The following is a 20988-nucleotide window of genomic DNA, read 5'->3' on the forward strand; positions in this document are numbered from 1 at the left end:
TTTTGAATATCGTTGCTCAAAAACCGAGTGCAAATATACAAAGACTTTTTTTTCTGGCAAGCACTTTAATAAAAATATTTTTAATTCATTTTACTATATTTGCAATCACAAATTTACATTAATTATGTTTCATAAAAATATTAAACTTATTTTGGCCGGACTTCTTGTAGTTGCTGGCATTTGGCAATTTACAGAAAGTAATATCGGGAATGGTATATTTTTGCTTTTACTTACTGCTATTCCTATTTTCCTTTATTTTAAAAACGAATTTATCTTATTAGCTTTCCTTAAATTAAGAAAACAAGACTTCGAAGGAGCTAAAAAGTGGTTATCATACATTAAAAATCCAGAAGGTGCCTTAGTAAGAAAACAACAGGGATACTTTAATTACCTTCACGGAATTATGTTGTCTCAAACTAATATCAACCAAGCTGAGAAACATTTCAAGAAAGCAATCGAACTTGGACTATCAATGGATATGGATTTAGCAGTAGCTAAATTGAACCTTGCCGGAGTTGCAATGTCACGCCGCAGAAAGCTTGAAGCTACTAATTTATTGAATGAAGCTAAGAAATTAGACAAACAAGGCATGCTGAAAGAACAAATCACGATGATGAAAGAACAAATGAAGAAAATCTAAACTTCTTTAAATTACAATATTAAAAATCCCAAATTCTAAAAAGAGTTTGGGATTTTTTTTGTCGTTGCGAGAAACAAAGCAATCTCAGTTAGCATTTCACTAACACCCTTTTTCGTGTGGTTGCTTCGTTCCTCGCAATGACTTTGCACAACATCTTTGTCGAGCCACTTGCGAAGATTTCTCCCTACGTTCGAAATGACAAGTTGGTAGATAGATCTTTACTAAACTCCGGGAACTTGAAACTTGAAACTAAATTTTTAATCCTCCAATATAATAGACGGCAAATTCTCATTGAGCCATTTGTATTTATTCAGAATCATAATATGAGTACCGCCTTTTACAACAATACACTTGTCAATATATTTTATAGGAAAAACATCATCTTGATCACCGTGAATATGAATCACATTATCATCAACTTCATTTCTGTCCCATAAAATAACCGATTCTACAGCCCATTGCAGATAATTAAGATCACGGACTGCCAAAAACTTCTCATATAATTTAATTCGTTTGTTTACTTTTTCTCCAAAAGAATATTTAGCTAGATTTTCAATATTCAGAATCAGCTTCATCGGAATTAGTTTATAAGCTTTGGTTTTCTTGCCGATTTTCATTCTTCGCGGAAATTCAGCATTGCTTCTTACACTCGAAATAATAATTACTTTTTTCGTTTTTATATGTTTTGAAATTTCCTGAACCAAAATTCCTCCAAAGGAAACTCCAATCAAAACCGGATTTTCATGTTTGATATTTTTCGCAATTCGAATAGCATAATCAGACAAAGATTCTTTAGGTTTAGGAATCTCCCATTCAAGCAAATAGGTTTCAAAAACAGATTCGTCTAATTTAATTCTTTCAAAAATGGCTGGGCTAGCCGCCAAGCCTGGCATAAAATAAACAGGAATTTTACTCATTTGTCAAAAACGGTATTTTAATTACAAATCTCTATTTCAATATAAATGTACTTTTTTTAACAATATGCACATCAAATCTTACACCATAATCCATATTAAAACAAATAAAATTACAAAATATTTAAAAAACGCTCTCTTAAAAAAATAATTCCATATTGAAAATCAAATGATTAACTTTGCATTCCAAATCATTCATGTTTAATACCTTATATAAGCATTTAAACAGAATACGCCCGAAATCTATTTTATATTTTAAACCTGCTAAAAAAATGACAAATTATGGAATCTATTGAAACTACACTAGCAATTAAAGACAACACTTTTGCGAGACAATTTGAAACTTTAGCTCCTGAAGGAATGCTTTCTGTTGAATATTCATTTCAAGAAAAGAAAATTTTCCTAACCAAAATCAACACACCTGAAGGCTATGACAATCAAGCCGTACTTGACAACATGTTGAAAAACATCATGGAATTGAATACAGAGAAAAAATTCAGAGTTGTTCCTATTCATCCAAAGATTGTTACTTTTTTCAAAAAAAATCCGAAATACAAAGAATTGCTTCCTCCTGGAATCAGGATTTAAAAATCACCAATTAATCGGAGCCACAAACCTCCTATTACCATATAGATAAAGAGCATAACCAATCCAGTTATCAGCCCTTTGACCCACCAGCTTTTTAGGTCGACATAACCGCTACCAAAAAAGACTGGTGCCGGTCCATGTCCGTAATGCGTTAAAGTTCCGTATATCGATCCCACAAAACCAAGCATAAAAGCAAGAAGCAAGCCCGGAATTCCGAGTGAAACTCCAACTCCCAACAACGCTGCATACATAGCGGCTACGTGTGCCGTTGCACTTGCAAAAAGATAGTGACTGAAAAAGTACACCAATATAATAATAGGAAAAGCCATTTGCCAGCTTAGCCCACCTATTTCAGCTTTAACCAAATCGCTAAACCACGCAATAAAACCTAGTTCATTTAAAGAACTTGCCATCATTACCAAAACTGAGAACCAAACGATTGTATCCCAAGCGCCTTTTTCAGCTTTTACATCATCCCAAGTTAAAACTGAAGTCAAAAGCAAAATAACCAAACCAATAAAAGCAGTTGTTGTAGCATCTATAGAAAAGAGATCACCTGTCATCCATAAAAACAATAAAATAAAAAAAGTCAACAGCATCATCCACTCGTTTCGCGTAATTGACCCCATTTCTTTAAGTTTTTGAGCCGCAATTTGAGGCGCATCTCCTGTTTTTTTAAGCTCTGGCGGATAAATTTTATATAACACAAACGGAATTACAAAAAACGAAACTAAACCAGGAACAATCGCAGCCGTGGCCCAAGAAATCCAAGTAATTTTAATTCCGAGATTAAGCGCAAATTTTTGACACATTGGATTACTTGCCGTCCCCGTCAAAAACATGGACGAAGCAATAAGATTAGCATTATAACTGCTCAAGGTAAGATACGAACCTAGCTTTCTATGTGTTTCTGGCTGATCAGGCATCGAACCAAAGCTCATTGACATCGACTTCATAATCGGATAAATAATTCCACCACCTCGAGCCGTATTACTTGGAACAGCAGGAGCCAAAACTAAATCAGCCAAACCTAATCCATAAGCAAGTCCAAGCGAACTTTTACCGAAAATTCGAATAAACAAAAAAGCTATTCGGTTTCCTAAACCTGTTTTTATAAATCCTCTGGCAATAAAAAATGAAATCCCAATAAGCCAGATTACTTTATCTCCAAAACCCTTTAATGCCAATGTTATAGATTTACCAGCCTCGCCAGGCGCCAAAACCTGCGAAAAAGCCGTCAAAGCAATAGCGATCATACACATAGTTCCCATTGGAGCCGCTTTTAGAATAATTCCTAAAATAGTAGCTACAAAAATTGCAAATAAATGCCAAGCTTCAACAACAACACCATTTGGAGCAGGAATCAGCCAAATTGCAACTCCAACGGCAAGTGTGATAATGGTTTGAGGGATTTGTACTTCTTTCATAAAAACAAGATTTAAGTTAATTAAAGCCTAAGCTGGAGCTGTATTAAAAACAAGTTATTATCGTAGGTGGTTGTATCTGGAACATTTTTATCAAATCGGTCAATTTGAAATCCTGCCTCAATTCGTCCTCTATACGCTTTTCCAAATTCAAGGCTCACCATTGGCGTATAGGCCTGTCTTAGATTTGAATCAATTTTATAACTCGGATCAAATCTTTCATAACGACACGAAAATTCTAAAGAGGTTAATTTATTATAATCAACAACATATCTAAAATTTGGCAAAAAGTAAATACCTCGCATTTGATAATCTGCAACATCTGGAGTTCTTGAAGCAACTGGCAGAGAAAAATACAAATTATGATTTGTTCCCTGCTTGTATTCAATCTGTAAATCAAAACTGAATTTGTCAGTAATTTTAAAATTACTTGTGATATCGGCACCAATTGCAAAAACATCTTCTTTGAAAACTTTTCCAAAACCTCCGTTTAAACCCAAATTAATACCCTGTTTTTTCGACAACTCCAAAACCCATCTTGTTGAAAATTGTTTGCCATTATCTTTATCCATTTCTGCATTTTTTCCGTTTCCATTCAAAACAGAAACAGCATAATTCACTGGTATTTTTCCAATATCAAAAGCACCTGTTGCCGATGCCCCAATTTGAAAACTTGTCCAGCCGTTCTTTCCAAATTCATAATATTGATTAGAAAAATCGAACGACTTAATAATATCTACAGGCACCAATTCCTCAATACCAAATGCAGGTCTGAACTGCCCACCAGTTAGCGCTATATATTTATTAAAAGTATATTTTCCGTAAGCATTTTCAAGAACTTTTCCCTTAGTATCAGATTTGAAATCAGCCAAGTTTACTAAAATTACGACTTCAGTTTCTTTACTAAGCTTTGCATTAAGTCCCACACGCATTCTTTTGATATCAAAGGAACTTTGAGTGACATTTCCTGTTGAATGATGCGCTCCCAAAACATCAACATTATCTTCAAAACTTTCTAAATACCTGGCTTGTAAAAGTCCTTTAAATTGAAATGCTGGATACTTAATATCACTTTCAGAATCAGTCGTCGGTTGAGCTGCTAATGATTGTGCATTCGAAAGCAATGGCACAAAAAATAAAACAAGAATAATTTGAAAAAGTAACGTCTTTCTCATAGGCTTATATAGTAAACTTTTAAAAAGGTCAAAAAAATCTTTTACACAATAAAAAAAAGACAAATACTTATAAATCAATACAAAAGCAGTTATAAATATAATAAAAAAACAACAACTTGTAAAAATAATTGCATTAAAATATAGTTATCAATTTTAACAAAGCAAAAAAAAGGCGCAAGAATCAACTTGCGCCTTTTTACTATTTTAGAAGATTTCTATTTTTCGATCTCTCTCATAGAATCCATTTTTTTATGTGCCAAGAAACCTGCCACATCTTCAAAATGTTCTTTAACTCTTTTATTTCCGAATTCAAAAACCTTAGTTGCTAATCCGTCAAGGAAATCACGATCGTGAGAAACCAAGATCAATGTTCCGTCAAAATCACGCAAAGCATCTTTAATAATGTCTTTCGTTTTCATATCCAAGTGATTTGAAGGCTCATCCAGAATTAACAAGTTAACCGGCTCCAACAACAATTTAATCATTGCCAAACGCGTTTTTTCTCCACCAGAAAGCACTTTTACTTTTTTGGTAATATCATCACCTTGAAACATAAATGCTCCAAGAATGTTTTTAATTTGTGTTCTAATATCGCCAACAGCTATATTGTCGATAGTTTCAAAAATGGTAGCGTTTTCATCTAATAATGCAGCCTGATTTTGAGCAAAATATCCTATTTGAGAATTATGCCCAATTTCAACACTTCCCGAATCAACGCCAATTTCTTTCATGATCGCTTTGATCATTGTTGATTTTCCTTCTCCATTTTTCCCAACAAAAGCAACTTTCTGTCCTCTTTCAATTACGATATTGGCATCTTTAAAAACTACATGATCGCCATACGATTTAGACATTTCTTTTACAATAACTGGATATTGCCCAGAACGTGGCGCCGGCGGAAATTTTAATCGAAGTGCCGAAGTATCAACTTCGTCAACTTGAACAATCTCTAATTTTTCCAACATTTTTACACGAGACTGAACAGCATCAGTCTTTGAAAATGTCCCTTTGAAACGATCAATAAACGCTCTGTTGTCAGCAATCATTTTTTGTTGTTCGTCATAAGCTTTTTGCTGATGAATACGACGGTCTTTTCTTAATTCTAAGTAATGAGAATATTTTGCTTTATAATCGTAAATTCTTCCCATTGTTACTTCAATAGTTCGGTTTGTAATATTATCAACAAACGCTCTATCGTGCGAAATCACCACAACTGCCTTTGCAGAAGTCAGTAAAAACTCTTCCAGCCACTGAATACTTTCAATATCCATATGGTTGGTTGGCTCATCCAGCAAAATCAAATCTGGTTTTCGCAATAAAATTTTTGCAAGCTCGATACGCATTCTCCATCCTCCAGAAAATTCAGATGTCTGACGGCCAAAATCTTCACGTTCAAAACCTAAACCAATTAATATTTTCTCAACTTCAGCTTCGTAATTCACTTCTTCAATAGCATAAAACTTCTCACTCAAGTCAGAAACTCTTTCGATCAATTTCATGTAAGCATCACTTTCATAATCGGTACGAACGGTTAACTGCTCGTTGATTTCATCAATTTCGGCTTTCATTTTAAAAATCTCACCAAAAGCTTTTGATGCTTCTTCCATCACAGTCGAACCATCTTTAGTTAATAAATGCTGAGGCAAATAAGCCACAACAGCATCTTTTGGAGTCGAAATACTTCCTGTTGAAGGTTTGTTTTCACCAGCAATTATTTTCAAAAGTGTCGATTTTCCCGCACCATTTTTACCCATAAGGGCAATTTTATCATTTTCATTTATAGCAAAAGAAACATCGCTAAAAAGTGTAGTTCCACCAAACTGAACCGAAATATCGTTAACTGTAATCATTTGTCTTTGTTAATTTGTTTAATCGGTTAATCGTTTCTTTGACTACCCATTTTTTTCGTGCTGCAAAGATAGATTAATTAGATAATTTGGCAATTTGTAAATTAGATAATTTTGAGAATGTGACAATTAGATGATTAGAAGACTTTCCATATCTATAAAAAACTCATTCTATTGTTAAACTGGACTGAAGTCCAGCCCTACAATACAATAAGTTCCTACGGAACAACAAGAGAGCCTTCGGCTCGAGCTATATTGTAGGGCTGGACTTCTGTCCAGTTCAACATGTAAAAACAAAACCCGAAAGGTTTTAAAACCTGTCGGGTTTGCAAAAATTATCTAATTTTCAAATTGACTAATTATCTAATCAATCTTTTCTCCATTTTTTAGTTTCTTCAAAAATATGTTCTAAAATCGCCGCTTCGGTTTCGTCGAAATCTATATTTCTTCTTCCCAAAACTAATTTTGCTGTTTCAAAAGCTTTTTTAGTCACATAAGTGGTGAATCCGGCCGCACCGCCCCAAGAAAAACTTGGAACAAAATTTCTAGGAAATCCAGATCCAAAAATATTAGCACTTACCCCAACTACAGTTCCAGTATTAAACATGGTATTGATGCCACATTTACTGTGATCCCCCATCATTAAACCGCAAAATTGAAGTCCAGTTTTTGCAAAACCTTCCGTTTCATAACTCCACAGCTTTACTTCTTCGTAATTATTTTTTAGGTTCGAATTATTTGAATCTGCACCAATATTGCACCATTCACCTAAAACAGAATCACCTAAAAATCCATCATGCCCTTTATTTGAATTTTGAAATAAAACAGAATTCTTTACCTCTCCTCCAATTCTTGATCCCGGACCAACCGTTGTAGCGCCATAAACTTTTGCATTCAGTTTTACCTGAGCGTTCTCACACAAAGCAAAAGGTCCGCGAATTACAGTTCCTTCCATAATTTCTGAATTCTTTCCTATATATATAGGGCCATTTGAAGCATTTAAAGTAACAAACTCTAGTTTAGCTCCTTCTTCAATAAAAATATTTTCAGGCGCAATTACATTTACGCTTTTAGGAATTGGCTGTGATTTTCTGTCTTCTGTCAAAAAAATAAAGTCGGCACGAATAGCGGCATCATTTTTAGAAAAAATATCCCAAGTATGCTCCACCGTTAAACAGTCTTCATTGTATTGAATAATTTCATAGGTATCGAAATCAACTTCCTCTTGATTTTCAGTAGTAAAAAAAGCGATTACATCCTCACCTTTAAAAATAGCCTGATTTGTTGTTAAATCAGAAACCAGTTCAGCAAGCTTATCATTTGGCAAATAAGCAGCGTTGATCATAACATTTTCTTCCATCTCAACCATTGGGAATTTTTCAGATAAATATTCCTCAGTAATTGTTGTGATAGTTGATCCAAGGCGCATTTCCCATTTTTGACGAATCGTCGTGATTCCTATTAGAATATCAGCAACAGGCCTTGTAAAAGTAAAGGGTAATAAAGCATTCCGGACGGGACCGTCAAAAAGAATGTAATTCATACGATTAATTTAATGTGTTAAAATTTGATTTGGTTACCAAGGCCAAAGTTACAAATATTTATGTGTTTCATTAAACGTGAAACTTTTTAATAAAATAAAATACTTCTATTCTTTAACGTGTTCGCTTCAATAAAAAAATCAAATCCATAAAAAAAGCCTCCCAAATTGGAAGGCTTTTATATAATTTAAAACAGCTATTATTTTTTAGCGTGTTTAGCGTATTTAGTTTTGAATTTATCAATACGTCCTGCAGTATCGATAAGTTTAGATTTACCAGTATAAAAAGGGTGAGATGTTCTAGAAATCTCCATTTTTACAACTGGATACTCAACTCCGTCAACTTCAATTGTTTCTTTTGTATCTGCAGTAGATTTAGTGATAAAAACGTCATCATTTGACATGTCTTTAAACGCAACTAATCTGTAATTTTCTGGGTGAATTCCTTTTTTCATCTTTCTTTTTATTTATTGTTTTAGAGCATTTTTATTTTGAAGCTTTTTCATGGTTAGAAAAAGGTATAAACAACACTACTCTTTTTTGTTTAAAAATTTAATTATTTTTGAGTGTGCAAATTTACAATTCTTTTTTAATAAACAAATACTTAGCTCACTTTTTTTTAGTTTATTTCAAAAAGCTTTTTTTATCTCCGATTATATTGGGAATTGCTATATTTGTGGATTAATTTTAAAACATATAGAAATATGATCAATGAAGTTATAAAAAAGAATGGTATTACTTATGGTGTAATGATTGGAATTGCATCGGCATTATTTACCGCTACTATCTATGCGGTTGATTTAAATTTATTCACTGCATGGTGGATGGGCATAATTGGAATTGCAATAAGCGTAACTATAAGTATTGTTCTACTTTCTAAAACGAAGAAAGAATTAAAAGGTGTTTTTCCTTTTAAAGATGCTTTTACCACGTATTTTATAGCTGCCGTAATTGGCGTTTTAATTTCTACAACTTTTAATATTGTTTTATTTAATGTTATTGATCCGGGTGCAAAAGACACTTTGAATGAAATAATGATTAAATACACTGCAAACATGATGCAGAAATTTGGGGCTCCAGCTTCGTCTATTAATGAAGCAATTAACAAAATGAAAGAAAGCAGCCCTTACTCAACTTTCGAATTATTAAAAGGATCTGCTTTTGCAATAGTAATCAGTGCGATTTTCGGATTGATCTTTGCTGCATTTTTCAAAAGCAAAACCACTCAAGAATAAAAAATATAAATGAATTTATCTATACTTATACCGCTTCTAAACGAGGAGGAATCACTAAAAGAACTCTATTCGTGGATTATTAAAGTGATGCAGTCTAACAATTACTCTTATGAAATCATTTTTGTTGATGATGGAAGTACAGATGATTCTTGGAATATTATTGAAAGTTTTTCTAACGAAAATCCTAACGTAAAAGGAATTCGTTTTATGAAAAATTTCGGAAAATCACAGGCGCTGCATGCAGGTTTTGCAAAAGCACAAGGCGATGTCATTATAACAATGGATGCCGATTTACAAGACAGTCCTGATGAAATTCCAGGTTTATATGAAATGATTACAGCTCAGAAATATGATTTAGTTTCTGGCTGGAAAAAGAAACGTTATGACTCTGTTGTAGCAAAAAATCTGCCTTCAAAATTATTTAATTGGGCGGCCAGAAAAACTTCGGGCGTTGAATTAAATGATTTTAACTGCGGATTAAAAGCGTATAAAAATACAGTCGTAAAAAACATTGAAGTATCAGGCGAAATGCACAGATATATTCCGGTTTTGGCAAAAAATGCTGGTTTTAGTAAAATTGGTGAAAAAGTAGTTATTCACCAAGCTAGAAAATACGGTGAAACCAAATTTGGAATGGAACGGTTTATAAACGGTTTTCTGGATTTGATTACAATTTGGTTTTTGTCTCGATTCGGAAAAAGACCAATGCACTTATTTGGCGCAATGGGATCTATTATGTTTATCATCGGATTCTTATCTGCTGGATATATTGGTGTTTCAAAATTACACCACATGTACAACGGAATGCGATACAGTTTAGTAACCAGCAATCCGTGGTTTTATATCGCTTTGACTACTATGATTTTAGGAACTCAATTGTTTCTTGCAGGTTTTCTGGGAGAGATTATTTTGAGAACCAAAAGCAACGAAGCACGTTATAAAGTTTCCCGAGAGGTTAATTTTTAGCAGGACATCCTAACTTTGATGAAAGAAAAAATCTTTTTTTGTCCTCACGACGGACAAAAAAGACCAAAAGGAACAGTGATCACCTCCTGAAAAATATTATTTTTATTTAAACTATAAAAAATACACGAATGATGAATATAGCACCTAATATTTTGAATGCTGTAAACGAATGGTTAACTCCAACATTTGATAAAGAGACACAAGCAGCCGTTAAGGAATTAATGACAACATCGCCAAAAGAACTTGAGGAAAGTTTTTACAAAAATCTGGAATTTGGAACCGGAGGAATGCGCGGTGTAATGGGCGTTGGAAACAACAGAATAAACAAATATACACTAGGAAAAAACACTCAGGGTTTATCTAACTATTTACATGAAGTTTTCCCAAACGAACCTTTAAAAGTTGTTATTGCTTACGATTGCCGTCATAATAGTAATACTTTGGCTAAAGTTGTTGCCGATGTTTTTTCTGCAAATGGAATTCAGGTTTATTTGTTTTCAGACTTAAGACCAACTCCCGAATTATCTTTTGCATTGAAATATTTAGGATGTCAATGTGGTATTGTTCTTACCGCTTCACACAATCCACCAGAATACAATGGTTACAAAGTGTATTGGCAAGATGGAGGCCAAATTGTTCCTCCGCAGGATGCTGCAATTATTAATGTAATTGAAAATTTAAGCTACGACAAAATTAAATTTGAAGCTAACGAAAGCCTGATCAAATACATCGACACTGATATTGACAAAGCCTTTGTGAAATCATCTATTGAAAACGCAAGTTTTAATACTCCGGCAGAAGCTAAAGACAACTTACAAATTGTATTTACTTCGTTGCACGGAACTTCTATAAAATCGGTTCCTGATACTTTATCTCAAGCTGGTTACAAAAATGTCCATATTGTTCCTGAACAGGCGGTTCCAGATGGAGATTTTCCAACTGTAAAATCTCCAAATCCCGAAGAGCCTGAAGCTTTGGCTATGGCTGTTGCTTTAGCAGAAAAGACAAACTCTGATATTGTTGTTGGTACAGATCCTGATTGCGACCGTTTAGGCGTTGCAGTTAGAGATAATCATGGCAAGTTAATTTTGCTTAACGGAAACCAAACGATGGTTTTAATGACTTCTTTCTTATTGAAGCAATGGAAAAAAGCTGGAAAAATCAACGGAAAACAATTTGTAGGCTCAACAATTGTTTCAACTCCAATGATTATGGAATTGGCAACAAGCTATGGCGTTGAATGCAAAGTTGGCTTGACTGGTTTTAAATGGATTGCAAAAATGATCAAAGATTTCCCAGAACTTCAATTTATCGGAGGCGGTGAAGAAAGCTTTGGTTTTATGGTTGGCGATGCTGTGAGAGATAAAGATGCCGTTGCTGCAACTTTATTAATCTGCGAAGTTGCTGCTCAGGCAAAAGCAGCAGGAAGTTCTGTTTACAAAGAACTTTTACAGCTTTATGTTGAAAACGGCTTCTATAAAGAATACTTGGTTTCTTTGACTAAAAAAGGAATGGAAGGTTTAGAAGAAATCAACCAGATGATGATCAACTTGCGCCAGAATCCTTTGAAAGAAATCAATGGACAAAGAGTGATTATGGTAGAAGATTACGACACTTCAATTGCTTTGAATTTAATAAGCGGTGAAGAATCTACCATGGATATTCCAAAATCTAATGTATTGATTTATTACACTGAAGACGGTTCTAAAATTTGTGCAAGACCAAGCGGAACTGAACCAAAAATCAAATTCTATATCAGCGTAAATGCTGCAATCGAATCGGTTTCAGAGTTTGAAGAGGCAGAAAAATTCTTAGACGGAAAAATACAGAATATCATTGCAGATATGCAATTGAAATAATTAAAATACAAAAACATTTTTCAAAAACCCGATAACTTTTTAAGCTATCGGGTTTAATGGTAAAAAACACCTAAATGAGTAATTTCAAAAAAATAGTTCCTTTTATCTATCCGTATAAAAAATACGCATTCTTAAACATTTTTTTTAATGTTTTGTATGCTCTTTTCAGTACACTTTCATTCATGGCATTGATTCCGATGCTTCAGGTTTTATTCGGCAAAAGCAAAAAACTTACTGCCATGCCTCCTTATGAAGGAATAGCACATATAAAAGAATACGGAGAAAACTATCTAAACTATTACATTACAAAAAATAACGACCCAAATAATCCAGGTTTTATACTTTCTGTAATGGTCGGAATAATCATCTCTATTTTCCTATTGAAAAATTTAGCCGATTATCTCGCAATGTTTTTCATTAACTTTTTAAGAAATGGCGTTTTAAAAGATATGCGAAATGCATTATACAAAAAAACATTAGAATTGCCTTTGGCTTTTTATTCTGAAAAAAGAAAAGGCGACGTAATCTCTCGAATTTCAGCAGATGTAAATGAGGTTCAGACTTCTTTTTTGGCTATTTTGGAACTTATTGTCAAAGAGCCTCTAACAATCCTTTTTACAATAATTGCAATGTTAATTATTAGTGCCAAATTAACACTCTTTGTATTTATTTTTATTCCAGTTTCAGGATATCTGATTTCATTAATTGGAAAACAGCTAAAAAAACAATCTTCAAAAGCACAACAGGAACAAGGCGCTTTTTTATCTACTATTGAAGAAACAATAGGTGGCTTGAAAGTAGTAAAAGGATATAATGCTGAAAACTACTTCAACACTATTTTTCAAAATTCAACTGAACGCTTTTTTACTCTGTCAAACAGCATTGGAAACCGCCAAAACTTAGCTTCACCTGCAAGTGAATTTATGGGAATTACTGTAATTGCAATTTTATTATGGTACGGAGGACAAATGGTTTTAATTGATAAAACTTTAGAAGGTGCTTCATTTATTGCCTACATGGGATTGGCATATAATATTTTAACACCTGCAAAAGCGATTTCTAAAGCTTCATACGGAGTAAAAAGAGGAAATGCAGCTGCAGAGCGTGTTCTTGAAATTCTGGAACAGGAAAACCCTATTACTTCAAAAGAAAAAGCAGTCGAAAAAACTACTTTTGATGACAACATAAATATTCAGCACATTAACTTTAAATATGAAGAAGAAACTGTCTTAAAAGACTTTTCTCTTCAAATTAAAAAAGGTCAAACTGTTGCACTTGTTGGTCAGTCTGGAAGTGGAAAAAGTACCATTGCAAACCTTTTAACCCGTTTTTATGATGTTAATGACGGAACAATTTCGATTGATGATATTAATATCAAAGACATGAATCTGCAGTCACTTCGCAGCTTAATGGGATTAGTTACTCAAGATAGTATTTTATTTAATGATACTATTAAAGCAAATATTTCATTAGGAAAATTAGACGCGACTGATGATGAAATTATCGAAGCTTTGAAAATTGCCAACGCTTACGAGTTCGTAAAAGAACTTCCTAAAGGAATTTATACTAACATTGGTGACAGCGGAAACAAACTTTCGGGCGGACAAAAACAGCGTTTATCTATTGCAAGAGCGGTATTAAAAAATCCTCCAATTATGATTCTGGACGAAGCAACATCAGCATTGGATACTGAAAGCGAGAAATTTGTTCAGGTTGCGCTTGAAAATATGATGCAAAACAGAACTTCGATTGTTATTGCACACCGACTTTCTACAATTCAAAAAGCCGATGTAATTGTTGTAATGCAAAAAGGAAGAATTGTTGAACAGGGAACTCACGAACAATTAATTGCCTTAAACGGAACTTATAATAAACTGGTTACTATGCAGTCTTTTGAATCGTAAGATTTAAAACAAAGAAAACAAATTAATTCACACAGATTAAGGAACTATTAAAACTCAATTTAATTTCTTTAATCTGTGTTTATTTTTTAACTTTAGGTAGCTTTTGAAATCCCTAAAAAATGTATCTAAAGAATCCGAATATAAAACTGCCTGAAGATCCAAATACTATAGTTTGGAAATATCTTGACTTATCTAAATTTCTTGATTTACTGCTTTCGAAGAAATTATTCATGTCGCGTTCCGATAAATTTGAAGATCAATACGAAGGCACTTTCAGCGAACCTACATACGAAGAAATTAGAAAACTGGCTGTTGATAATCCTGACTTTTTAAATTATTATAAAACACATCGCGAAAAGGTTGCTATTAGCAGTTGGCACATTAACGAATACGAATCGTTTGCTATGTGGCAGATTTTCACACAAAACAGCGAAGGACTCGCTATTCAGTCTACAATTGGGAGATTGCAAAAAGCATTAAATCCCGAAAATAATTTTGATCAGTATATTGGTGAAGTAAATTATATCGACTACAAAAAAGAATATATTCCATTTGATGATTTGTTCTTTCCATTTTTATTTAAAAGAAAAAGTTTTCAGTACGAACGCGAAGTCCGAATTATTACGGATACTTCTAAAAGCACCATTAAACTGAATGATGGAATAAAAATCAATGTTGACATCAATCAATTAATTGAAAAAATCTACATTCATCCTAAATCTGAAAACTGGTATAAAAAACTGGTAATCGAATTGGTTGAACGTTTGGATTTCGGTTTTGAAATCGAAAAATCAGATTTGGAAAGTGACATATTGATTTGAAAGTTGCTAAGATTCTAAGATTCTGAGGTTCTAAGTTTTTTTAGCCACAGATTGCACTGATTAAAAGGATTTTCAACATAGTCTTAAATAAGAAAAAGCTCTTTAAAAATTAAGTCAATAATTTTTAAAGAGCTTTTTCTTATTCCGAAATCTTAAAACCTCAGAATCTTAGCGTCTTAGAACCTTAGCATCTTAAATAGGTTTATAACTCTTAACTTCCCATTTTTTAGAAGCTAAATCAATGTAGTTATAGTGTAAAACGTCATTTTTATCAAATTGACCATTTTGATTGGTATCTTCAATTGTTCTGAAGTAAATGCGATTTTTTGATTCAATTAAACTCCAGTCTACCAATTCCTGTAGATCTGGCGAAATTTTCGTGAAGTTTTCTCCGCTGATCTTACTCAAATACAAAGTTTTAATATCTCCAGTATCAATTTTCCCGTCTTTATTTGTATCAGAATCTGTTAACGTATAAACCATTACTTTATTCTGAGTTTTATCTGCAACTGTCTTCAAATAAGTCGCCGTCAAAATTAAAACTGGTTTATCTGATAAAGGCCTGATAGAATCTGAATCAACTTGTTGGAATTTTAAATTCTGCAGATAGCCTGTAATTTCATATTCTCCTAAATTAGATATTGTAAAACTTACATCATTTACACTTGACGAACCATAACGCGCCTTTGAACCTCTTTCATAAACTCTCAAGTCGCCAACAGGATGAATTAAATAATTTGTTCCTTCCATCTGAATAGGCAAATCTGCTACCTCAATTTGGGTAGAATCTGTTTTGGCAACTACACTTGCTTTGTTTGAAGCATCATAAATTACTTTCGGCTTCTGCACTTCGTCCTTACAACTCACTGTAGTTCCGATAATTACTAAGGCGATATATTTTATATAGTTTTTCATTTATGGCAATTATATTAGAATATCAAATATACTATTTTTGATTGTAAATTTTGGTTTTATTGCATTTTAGTAAACTTTACAACCTCGCGTTAATCTTCACATTAAAAACCCTCGAAGTCATATAATTTGGGATTGCATATTGATTTTTAGAATACACATCGCGTACCCAAGTATTGGTAATTGCGTTTTGATTATTGAAAAGATTAAAAATTTCAAGCCCAACTGATAATTCTTTAAAATCCTTCAACCATTTAGCTTTAGCAACTTTTGTACTGCTGTCAACAAAAACTTTTGCAAATCCTACGTCTGCCCTTCTGTAGTCATTCAGCCTATTTTGATACAAATACGGATCTGAATAAGCAGGTGCGCCACCAGGCAAACCGGTATTATAAACTAAATTCAGATACAATTTCACACTCGGAATGTTTGGCATATAATCCTGAAACAGCATGGCAAATTTCAAACGCTGATCTGTTGGTCTGGCTATATATCCTTTGTTTTCATAATTTTCCTCGGTCTTCATATATCCAAAACTTACCCACGATTCCGTTCCTGGAACAAACTCTCCATTCAGCCTGAAATCAAAACCCTGTGCGTATGCTTTTGCATTATTATTGGCAACATAACGGATTCGGACATTATCAATCGAATACACATTCGCATCTGAAATTGATTTATAGTACACTTCGGTAACCCATTTAAAAGGGCGGTTCCACATTTTAAAATTGTAATCATTTCCTAAAACAATGTGCACCGATTCCTGCGCTTTTACATTCGGATTTACAACCCCATCTAAATCCCGAAGTTCCCTGTAAAAAGGTGGCTGATGATACAATCCTCCAGAAATCCTGAAAACCATATCCATATCCCAATTGGGCTGAATCGCAAATTGAGCACGCGGACTTACGACTATTTGATTTTTACCTTCAACAGAAGCTCCCGAAACATTCCAGCTTTGAAAACGCGCGCCAAGATGATACCAGACCAAACTTGAACCAATAGCCGTTTTTTTATTGAATTGTGCATAACCTGAAAGTCTGTTTATGGTATTGTAATTTGTGGCTCGAATATCTTGATAAGGCAACAATGGTCCGGTATACGGCTGATAAGGCTCATTATTTTTAGGCAAAATCACCAAAGGTGGATTAATTGAAAAACCAGCCGAATCAATTACTTCCCACTCAACTACGCGATCACGAATAGATTCTCTGGTATATTTTAAACCGAATTCCAATTCACTGTCATTCAGCCATTCCTTAAATCCTTTAATTTCGACATTACCAATTAATGCATCAAGGTCATTTCGCGCATGATTAAGCTGCGAACCAATACCACGTGTAAAATCAATATTCTCTGGATTTCCGTCTTCATCAACGTTTCCTAATCTATATTGGGCCAAAATATCAAAATGTTCCTGCTCTGTAGTATGAAACAAAGAACCAATTAATTTAAAAGTAAGACTTGGCGAAGCTTTATAAGTTGTTTTTAAAGCGCCAAAATAGGTTTCGTATTTATCCTTTTCCTGACCTTCATAATAAACACTCAAAGCCATTGGCTGATCGATCGTTCCAAAATTGGTCTGACGCGTTAAAGGCTGGTAGGAATATTTATTCTGAGAAATATTTCCTAAAAAGCTCATTTGCCATTTTTCGGAAATATCATAATTTATATTTGTCTGAATATCGGCAAAAACCGGAGTATAATTCGTTTCTGTGTCTTGACTGTTTACAAGAAGACTATTATTTCGATAACGGATTCCGGTTACCGCCGACCATTTTTTATTTTTAGAAACAAGATCAACCGCCGCACTTCCACCTAAGAAACTTGCCTCAAAAGCAGCACCAAACTGTGTTGGTTTTCGATATGTAATATCTAAAACCGAAGACAATTTATCACCAAATTTAGCCTGAAATCCACCTGCTGAAAAATCAACATTCTGAACTAAATCAGTATTTGTAAAACTCAAACCTTCCTGCTGTCCTGAACGAATCAAAAAAGGGCGATACACTTCAACTTCGTTTACATAAACTAAATTTTCGTCATAATTTCCACCACGAACCGCATATTGTGTACTCAATTCATTGTTTGAATTTACGCCCGGCAATGTTTTCAGTATATTTTCTATTCCGGCATTTGCGCCTGGAATTTTTTTTATGGTTTCAGGCTCTACGGTCACAATTCCCTGAACGCGTTTTTTATTTTTAGAAGAAACAAAAACTTCGCCCATTTGTTCCTCCGAATTATTCATTACCGGATTAAAAAGAAAAATTTCATTTGGCTTTAAACTCACTGTTAAACTCAACATTTTCAAAGAAATATGAGTAAAAATCAGAGATACTTTTTTATTTGGAGGTAATTCGATATCAAAAACACCATTCGAATCTGATTGAACGACATTTCCTAAACACGTAACATTCACATCAGCAACCGGCCGATTTTCAGTGTCTAAAATAACACCTTTAACATGAGCATTTTGAGCAATTGCCATTTGGCCAATGCATAAAAAAAAGAAAACAACTATTAATTTATAATTATTCAAACGTTTTGATTTTATTTTTGTTGACTTCTAAAAAAGTGAGTTTCAAATACAGTGGCATTTCCAACATTATCAGTCACTTCTAATTTTAAATCATTTGCACCTTCAGACAATAATGCATCATCAAAAGTATGCGTAATTTTTCTAGTTTTATTGTCATATTCAAACAAAATCCAATTCCCATTTAAATAACCATTATATGATTTAATTCCCGACAAAGAATCACTTATTGTAAACTGTATTTTTTTTGCATCACTGATCCATTTATCCTGAATAGATTTCGCAATCGAAATTTTAGGCGCAATTGTATCCAAAACCAATCCAAACTGCCCTAAAGTTTTAGATTTTGCTGTAAAAACATCTCCTTTTCTTGAAGTTGCATTATAACTGCCGCTTCGTCCAATAAAAAGTTTATCTCTTAAAGATTCTTCATACGTATCATCTTTAATAGTGACAGTAAAATTAGAATGCACCGGAATAACATCTTCGTGAATATAAATTTTATTGTTTTTTACATCAAAATTCAAATTGAAATCATCGTAAAAAGTTCCAGCCGGAAAAAATACCGACATATTTTCTTTTTCAAAATTTGCATCTCTATTCGCTTTGATAAAATAATTTGAAACTATTGGCTCTTCTTTTACAACCGGAGTTTCATTGTCGTATTCAATTGGAACCGTAATGGAACTTAAATTCCCATAATAATCTGAAACTTCAATTCTGTATAACGAAGCTAAATTTGGATCTGCCGAAACAATCCCACGAAGCGAATCCGTTTTAATAATACTCAAAGCAAAGGGTGTTTTCATAAAAAGCTTCTGAACTCTCTGTCCAGCTTTTTTATATTTTGGATAATCAATAAAAGCATTGATGTATCGCATTTCGTCAAAAGAATACGTATTAAATTGATAATTATAATTTTGATTTCCGTTTAAAAAAGTCGAAACATTAAAAACACCATTTTTGTTTCCCGAAACATTATCAAAATCGACAGCCGAAATTCCAAAACCAATTTTCCCATTTGTTTTTACTTTGCTGGCAAGATAAGTTCCATCTTTCTGAAGTGACATATTCAGCATTACAGGCAGTTTTGATTGATTCACAACCGCATTATCCATTGGATAAACAAAAAGACTAGAAACAGCAGGTTTTTTTGTGTCTGTAAAGTTTTTATCAAATCCAAAAAATATCGGGTTAATGACAAATTCTGTTTTTGTATCGCGAATTTCAAAATGCAAATGTGGCCCTTCAGAAGAACCCGTATTTCCAGAAAGCGCAATTAATTGACCTTTCGTTACAGGCAATTCATCTGGTTTTGGAAACATCTCAATCTCAAATGCTTTTTCTTTGTAATGTGTCTTTTGAATATACTCCTGCACCGGACCAACTGCGGTCTGCAAATGTCCATATACTGATGTGTAGCCATTTGGGTGTGTTATATAAATGCATTTACCATTTCCAAAAGTTGAAATCTTAATTCTTGAAATATAACCATCAGCAATTGCATAAACATTTAAACCTTCTCGCTGATTTGTTTTTAAATCAAAACCCGCGTGAAAGTGATTGGGACGCAACTCCCCAAAATTCCCAGAAAGTTGCATTGGAATATCAAGTGGCGCACGAAAATAATCTTTAGGATACTGCGTCTGAGCAAAAATAAAGTGGCAAAATAACAAGGTGTATAACGAAAATCTCATAAGCAACATTTTTGCTAAGATAAAAAAATAACAGGCTTAAACCGAGAATTTAGCCGCAAAAATACAATTGACTGAATTTCATCTATTTGCTTATTTTAACTGCAAAAAAATCGATAAAAAATTGCATTAATAAAAAGGAATACTAACTTTGTATGATTAAGTAATGAATAGGATTTATAATGAGTGTAATTGCCGAAATAATTGATACTCTTGAATATAAAGTCGAGAAGCTTTTTGAAAAATCAAAAGGTCTGGAGAAAAACAATCAGGATTTACAATTAGAATTAGCCAAAGCTGTGCAAATTATCCAGAAACAATCTGAAGAAATTGAGGCTTTGAAGAAGCAATATGATACACTTAAAATAGCCAATTCGTTGCTCGGCAGCGACAATAACAAGAGAGAGACAAAGCTTAAAATAAATTCATTAATTCGCGAAATTGATTACTGTATAGCGCAACTATCAGATTAGTAAAACATGGACGGAAAGCTTAGAATCAAAATATCAATTGCAGACCGCGTTTACCCGTTAACGGTTGAACCATCTCAGGAAGAAGGGCTTAGAAGCGCTTCTAAGAAAATTGATGCGATGATTAAGCAGTTCGAAGAAAATTACGCAGTTCGTGACAAACAAGATGTATTAGCTATGTGTGCATTGCAATTTGCATCACAAGTTGAACAAAAACAAATTGATAACGCAATCGATGGAGAAGAAACCATCGATAGAATTAAGAAATTAAATTCGCTATTAGATCAATATCTCGAAAATTAAACGTTCTTTACAGAAACTAAGATACTGCCTACATTAGTTCACAATTGGTAAACTCAACACTAACAATTTAGAATGAGCGAATCGTCACTACTATAGTATGCCCTCCTTTTGGCTGGGAAACTTGAACAGAGAGTTAGCTCAAAACTTGTCTTTACGA

The 20988-nt window shown here is 33.5% G+C and carries 18 protein-coding genes; 9 read left to right on the forward strand and 9 right to left on the reverse strand.

Features of this window, described 5'->3' with window-relative positions; translation table 11 throughout:
* Nucleotides 1-124: 124 nt before the first annotated feature.
* Nucleotides 125-640, forward strand: coding sequence for a DUF2892 domain-containing protein (locus EV145_RS11005; protein ID WP_133525277.1), 516 nt, complete (start codon nt 125-127; stop codon nt 638-640).
* Nucleotides 641-897: 257 nt separating this feature from the next.
* On the opposite strand, the gene EV145_RS11010 is transcribed toward EV145_RS11005, so the two are convergent.
* Nucleotides 898-1557 (reverse strand): alpha/beta hydrolase, encoded by a 660-nt coding sequence (locus EV145_RS11010; RefSeq protein ID WP_133525278.1) that lies wholly within the window; start codon nt 1555-1557, stop codon nt 898-900.
* A 279-nt stretch (nt 1558-1836) separates the two neighbouring features.
* Here EV145_RS11010 and EV145_RS11015 point away from each other — a divergent pair, with 279 nt between their 5' ends.
* Nucleotides 1837-2142: an N-acetyltransferase gene (locus EV145_RS11015; protein WP_133525279.1), complete on the forward strand. Its 306-nt coding sequence runs from the start codon at nt 1837-1839 to the stop codon at nt 2140-2142.
* On the opposite strand, the gene EV145_RS11020 is transcribed toward EV145_RS11015, so the two are convergent.
* From EV145_RS11020 to EV145_RS11040, 5 genes are all read right to left on the reverse strand, one after another.
* Complete coding sequence (locus tag EV145_RS11020; protein WP_133525280.1) at nt 2139-3569, reverse strand: anion permease; 1431 nt, start codon at nt 3567-3569, stop codon at nt 2139-2141. The two genes, EV145_RS11015 and EV145_RS11020, sit on opposite strands and share 4 nt — an antisense overlap.
* Before the next feature lie 20 nt (nt 3570-3589).
* The gene (locus tag EV145_RS11025; RefSeq protein WP_133525281.1) at nt 3590-4741 is read right to left on the reverse strand and encodes a porin; all 1152 of its coding nucleotides are present in this window, start codon (nt 4739-4741) and stop codon (nt 3590-3592) included.
* Between the two features lie 215 nt (nt 4742-4956).
* Nucleotides 4957-6591 (reverse strand): ABC-F family ATP-binding cassette domain-containing protein, encoded by a 1635-nt coding sequence (locus tag EV145_RS11030; protein ID WP_133525282.1) that lies wholly within the window; start codon nt 6589-6591, stop codon nt 4957-4959.
* A gap of 364 nt (nt 6592-6955) precedes the next feature.
* The gene (locus EV145_RS11035) at nt 6956-8131 is read right to left on the reverse strand and encodes a GlmU family protein (protein ID WP_133525283.1); all 1176 of its coding nucleotides are present in this window, start codon (nt 8129-8131) and stop codon (nt 6956-6958) included.
* 197 nt (nt 8132-8328) lie between these two features.
* The gene (locus EV145_RS11040; RefSeq protein ID WP_011921626.1) at nt 8329-8583 is read right to left on the reverse strand and encodes a type B 50S ribosomal protein L31; all 255 of its coding nucleotides are present in this window, start codon (nt 8581-8583) and stop codon (nt 8329-8331) included.
* A 249-nt stretch (nt 8584-8832) separates the two neighbouring features.
* On the opposite strand from EV145_RS11040, the gene EV145_RS11045 reads away from it, so the two are divergent.
* The 5 genes from EV145_RS11045 (at nt 8833) to EV145_RS11065 (ending at nt 14913) form a co-directional block, all read left to right on the forward strand.
* Nucleotides 8833-9363, forward strand: a complete 531-nt coding sequence (locus EV145_RS11045) for a DUF4199 domain-containing protein (protein ID WP_133525284.1) — start codon at nt 8833-8835, stop codon at nt 9361-9363.
* Between the two features lie 9 nt (nt 9364-9372).
* On the forward strand, nt 9373-10329 hold the full coding sequence (locus EV145_RS11050) for a glycosyltransferase family 2 protein (RefSeq protein ID WP_133525285.1): 957 nt from the start codon (nt 9373-9375) through the stop codon (nt 10327-10329).
* A gap of 131 nt (nt 10330-10460) precedes the next feature.
* The gene (locus EV145_RS11055) at nt 10461-12188 is read left to right on the forward strand and encodes a phospho-sugar mutase (protein ID WP_133525606.1); all 1728 of its coding nucleotides are present in this window, start codon (nt 10461-10463) and stop codon (nt 12186-12188) included.
* Between the two features lie 74 nt (nt 12189-12262).
* Nucleotides 12263-14092, forward strand: coding sequence for an ABC transporter ATP-binding protein (locus EV145_RS11060; RefSeq protein ID WP_133525286.1), 1830 nt, complete (start codon nt 12263-12265; stop codon nt 14090-14092).
* A 119-nt stretch (nt 14093-14211) separates the two neighbouring features.
* Nucleotides 14212-14913, forward strand: a complete 702-nt coding sequence (locus EV145_RS11065; RefSeq protein ID WP_133525287.1) for a DUF2971 domain-containing protein — start codon at nt 14212-14214, stop codon at nt 14911-14913.
* 192 nt (nt 14914-15105) lie between these two features.
* On the opposite strand, the gene EV145_RS11070 is transcribed toward EV145_RS11065, so the two are convergent.
* From EV145_RS11070 to EV145_RS11080, 3 genes are all read right to left on the reverse strand, one after another.
* Entirely contained in the window at nt 15106-15828 is a 723-nt protein-coding gene (locus EV145_RS11070; protein WP_133525288.1) for a hypothetical protein, read from the reverse strand.
* A 76-nt stretch (nt 15829-15904) separates the two neighbouring features.
* Entirely contained in the window at nt 15905-18316 is a 2412-nt protein-coding gene (locus EV145_RS11075) for a TonB-dependent receptor plug domain-containing protein (protein WP_133525607.1), read from the reverse strand.
* Nucleotides 18317-18378: 62 nt separating this feature from the next.
* Entirely contained in the window at nt 18379-20061 is a 1683-nt protein-coding gene (locus EV145_RS11080; protein ID WP_133525289.1) for a M23 family metallopeptidase, read from the reverse strand.
* Nucleotides 20062-20240: 179 nt separating this feature from the next.
* Between EV145_RS11080 and EV145_RS11085 the strand changes: the two genes are divergently transcribed.
* Nucleotides 20241-20531 (forward strand): hypothetical protein, encoded by a 291-nt coding sequence (locus EV145_RS11085; RefSeq protein ID WP_133525290.1) that lies wholly within the window; start codon nt 20241-20243, stop codon nt 20529-20531.
* Nucleotides 20532-20537: 6 nt separating this feature from the next.
* Nucleotides 20538-20831, forward strand: a complete 294-nt coding sequence (locus tag EV145_RS11090; protein WP_133525291.1) for a cell division protein ZapA — start codon at nt 20538-20540, stop codon at nt 20829-20831.
* Nucleotides 20832-20988 lie beyond the last annotated feature (157 nt).

This window comes from Flavobacterium sp. 245, from assembly GCF_004362055.1.
Taxonomy (GTDB): Bacteria; Bacteroidota; Bacteroidia; order Flavobacteriales; family Flavobacteriaceae; genus Flavobacterium.

Coding starts and splice junctions, on each gene's coding strand:
- EV145_RS11065 (WP_133525287.1), top strand. CDS start 14,212: ATGTATCTAAAGAATCCGAATATAAAACTGCCTGAAGATCCAAATACT.
- EV145_RS11055 (WP_133525606.1), top strand. CDS start 10,461: ATGAATATAGCACCTAATATTTTGAATGCTGTAAACGAATGGTTAACT.
- EV145_RS11035 (WP_133525283.1), bottom strand. CDS start 8,131: ATGAATTACATTCTTTTTGACGGTCCCGTCCGGAATGCTTTATTACCC.
- EV145_RS11080 (WP_133525289.1), bottom strand. CDS start 20,061: ATGAGATTTTCGTTATACACCTTGTTATTTTGCCACTTTATTTTTGCT.
- EV145_RS11030 (WP_133525282.1), bottom strand. CDS start 6,591: ATGATTACAGTTAACGATATTTCGGTTCAGTTTGGTGGAACTACACTT.
- EV145_RS11020 (WP_133525280.1), bottom strand. CDS start 3,569: ATGAAAGAAGTACAAATCCCTCAAACCATTATCACACTTGCCGTTGGA.
- EV145_RS11005 (WP_133525277.1), top strand. CDS start 125: ATGTTTCATAAAAATATTAAACTTATTTTGGCCGGACTTCTTGTAGTT.
- EV145_RS11040 (WP_011921626.1), bottom strand. CDS start 8,583: ATGAAAAAAGGAATTCACCCAGAAAATTACAGATTAGTTGCGTTTAAA.
- EV145_RS11050 (WP_133525285.1), top strand. CDS start 9,373: ATGAATTTATCTATACTTATACCGCTTCTAAACGAGGAGGAATCACTA.
- EV145_RS11025 (WP_133525281.1), bottom strand. CDS start 4,741: ATGAGAAAGACGTTACTTTTTCAAATTATTCTTGTTTTATTTTTTGTG.
- EV145_RS11010 (WP_133525278.1), bottom strand. CDS start 1,557: ATGAGTAAAATTCCTGTTTATTTTATGCCAGGCTTGGCGGCTAGCCCA.
- EV145_RS11015 (WP_133525279.1), top strand. CDS start 1,837: ATGGAATCTATTGAAACTACACTAGCAATTAAAGACAACACTTTTGCG.
- EV145_RS11075 (WP_133525607.1), bottom strand. CDS start 18,316: ATGGCAATTGCTCAAAATGCTCATGTTAAAGGTGTTATTTTAGACACT.
- EV145_RS11090 (WP_133525291.1), top strand. CDS start 20,538: ATGGACGGAAAGCTTAGAATCAAAATATCAATTGCAGACCGCGTTTAC.
- EV145_RS11085 (WP_133525290.1), top strand. CDS start 20,241: ATGAGTGTAATTGCCGAAATAATTGATACTCTTGAATATAAAGTCGAG.
- EV145_RS11060 (WP_133525286.1), top strand. CDS start 12,263: ATGAGTAATTTCAAAAAAATAGTTCCTTTTATCTATCCGTATAAAAAA.
- EV145_RS11070 (WP_133525288.1), bottom strand. CDS start 15,828: ATGAAAAACTATATAAAATATATCGCCTTAGTAATTATCGGAACTACA.
- EV145_RS11045 (WP_133525284.1), top strand. CDS start 8,833: ATGATCAATGAAGTTATAAAAAAGAATGGTATTACTTATGGTGTAATG.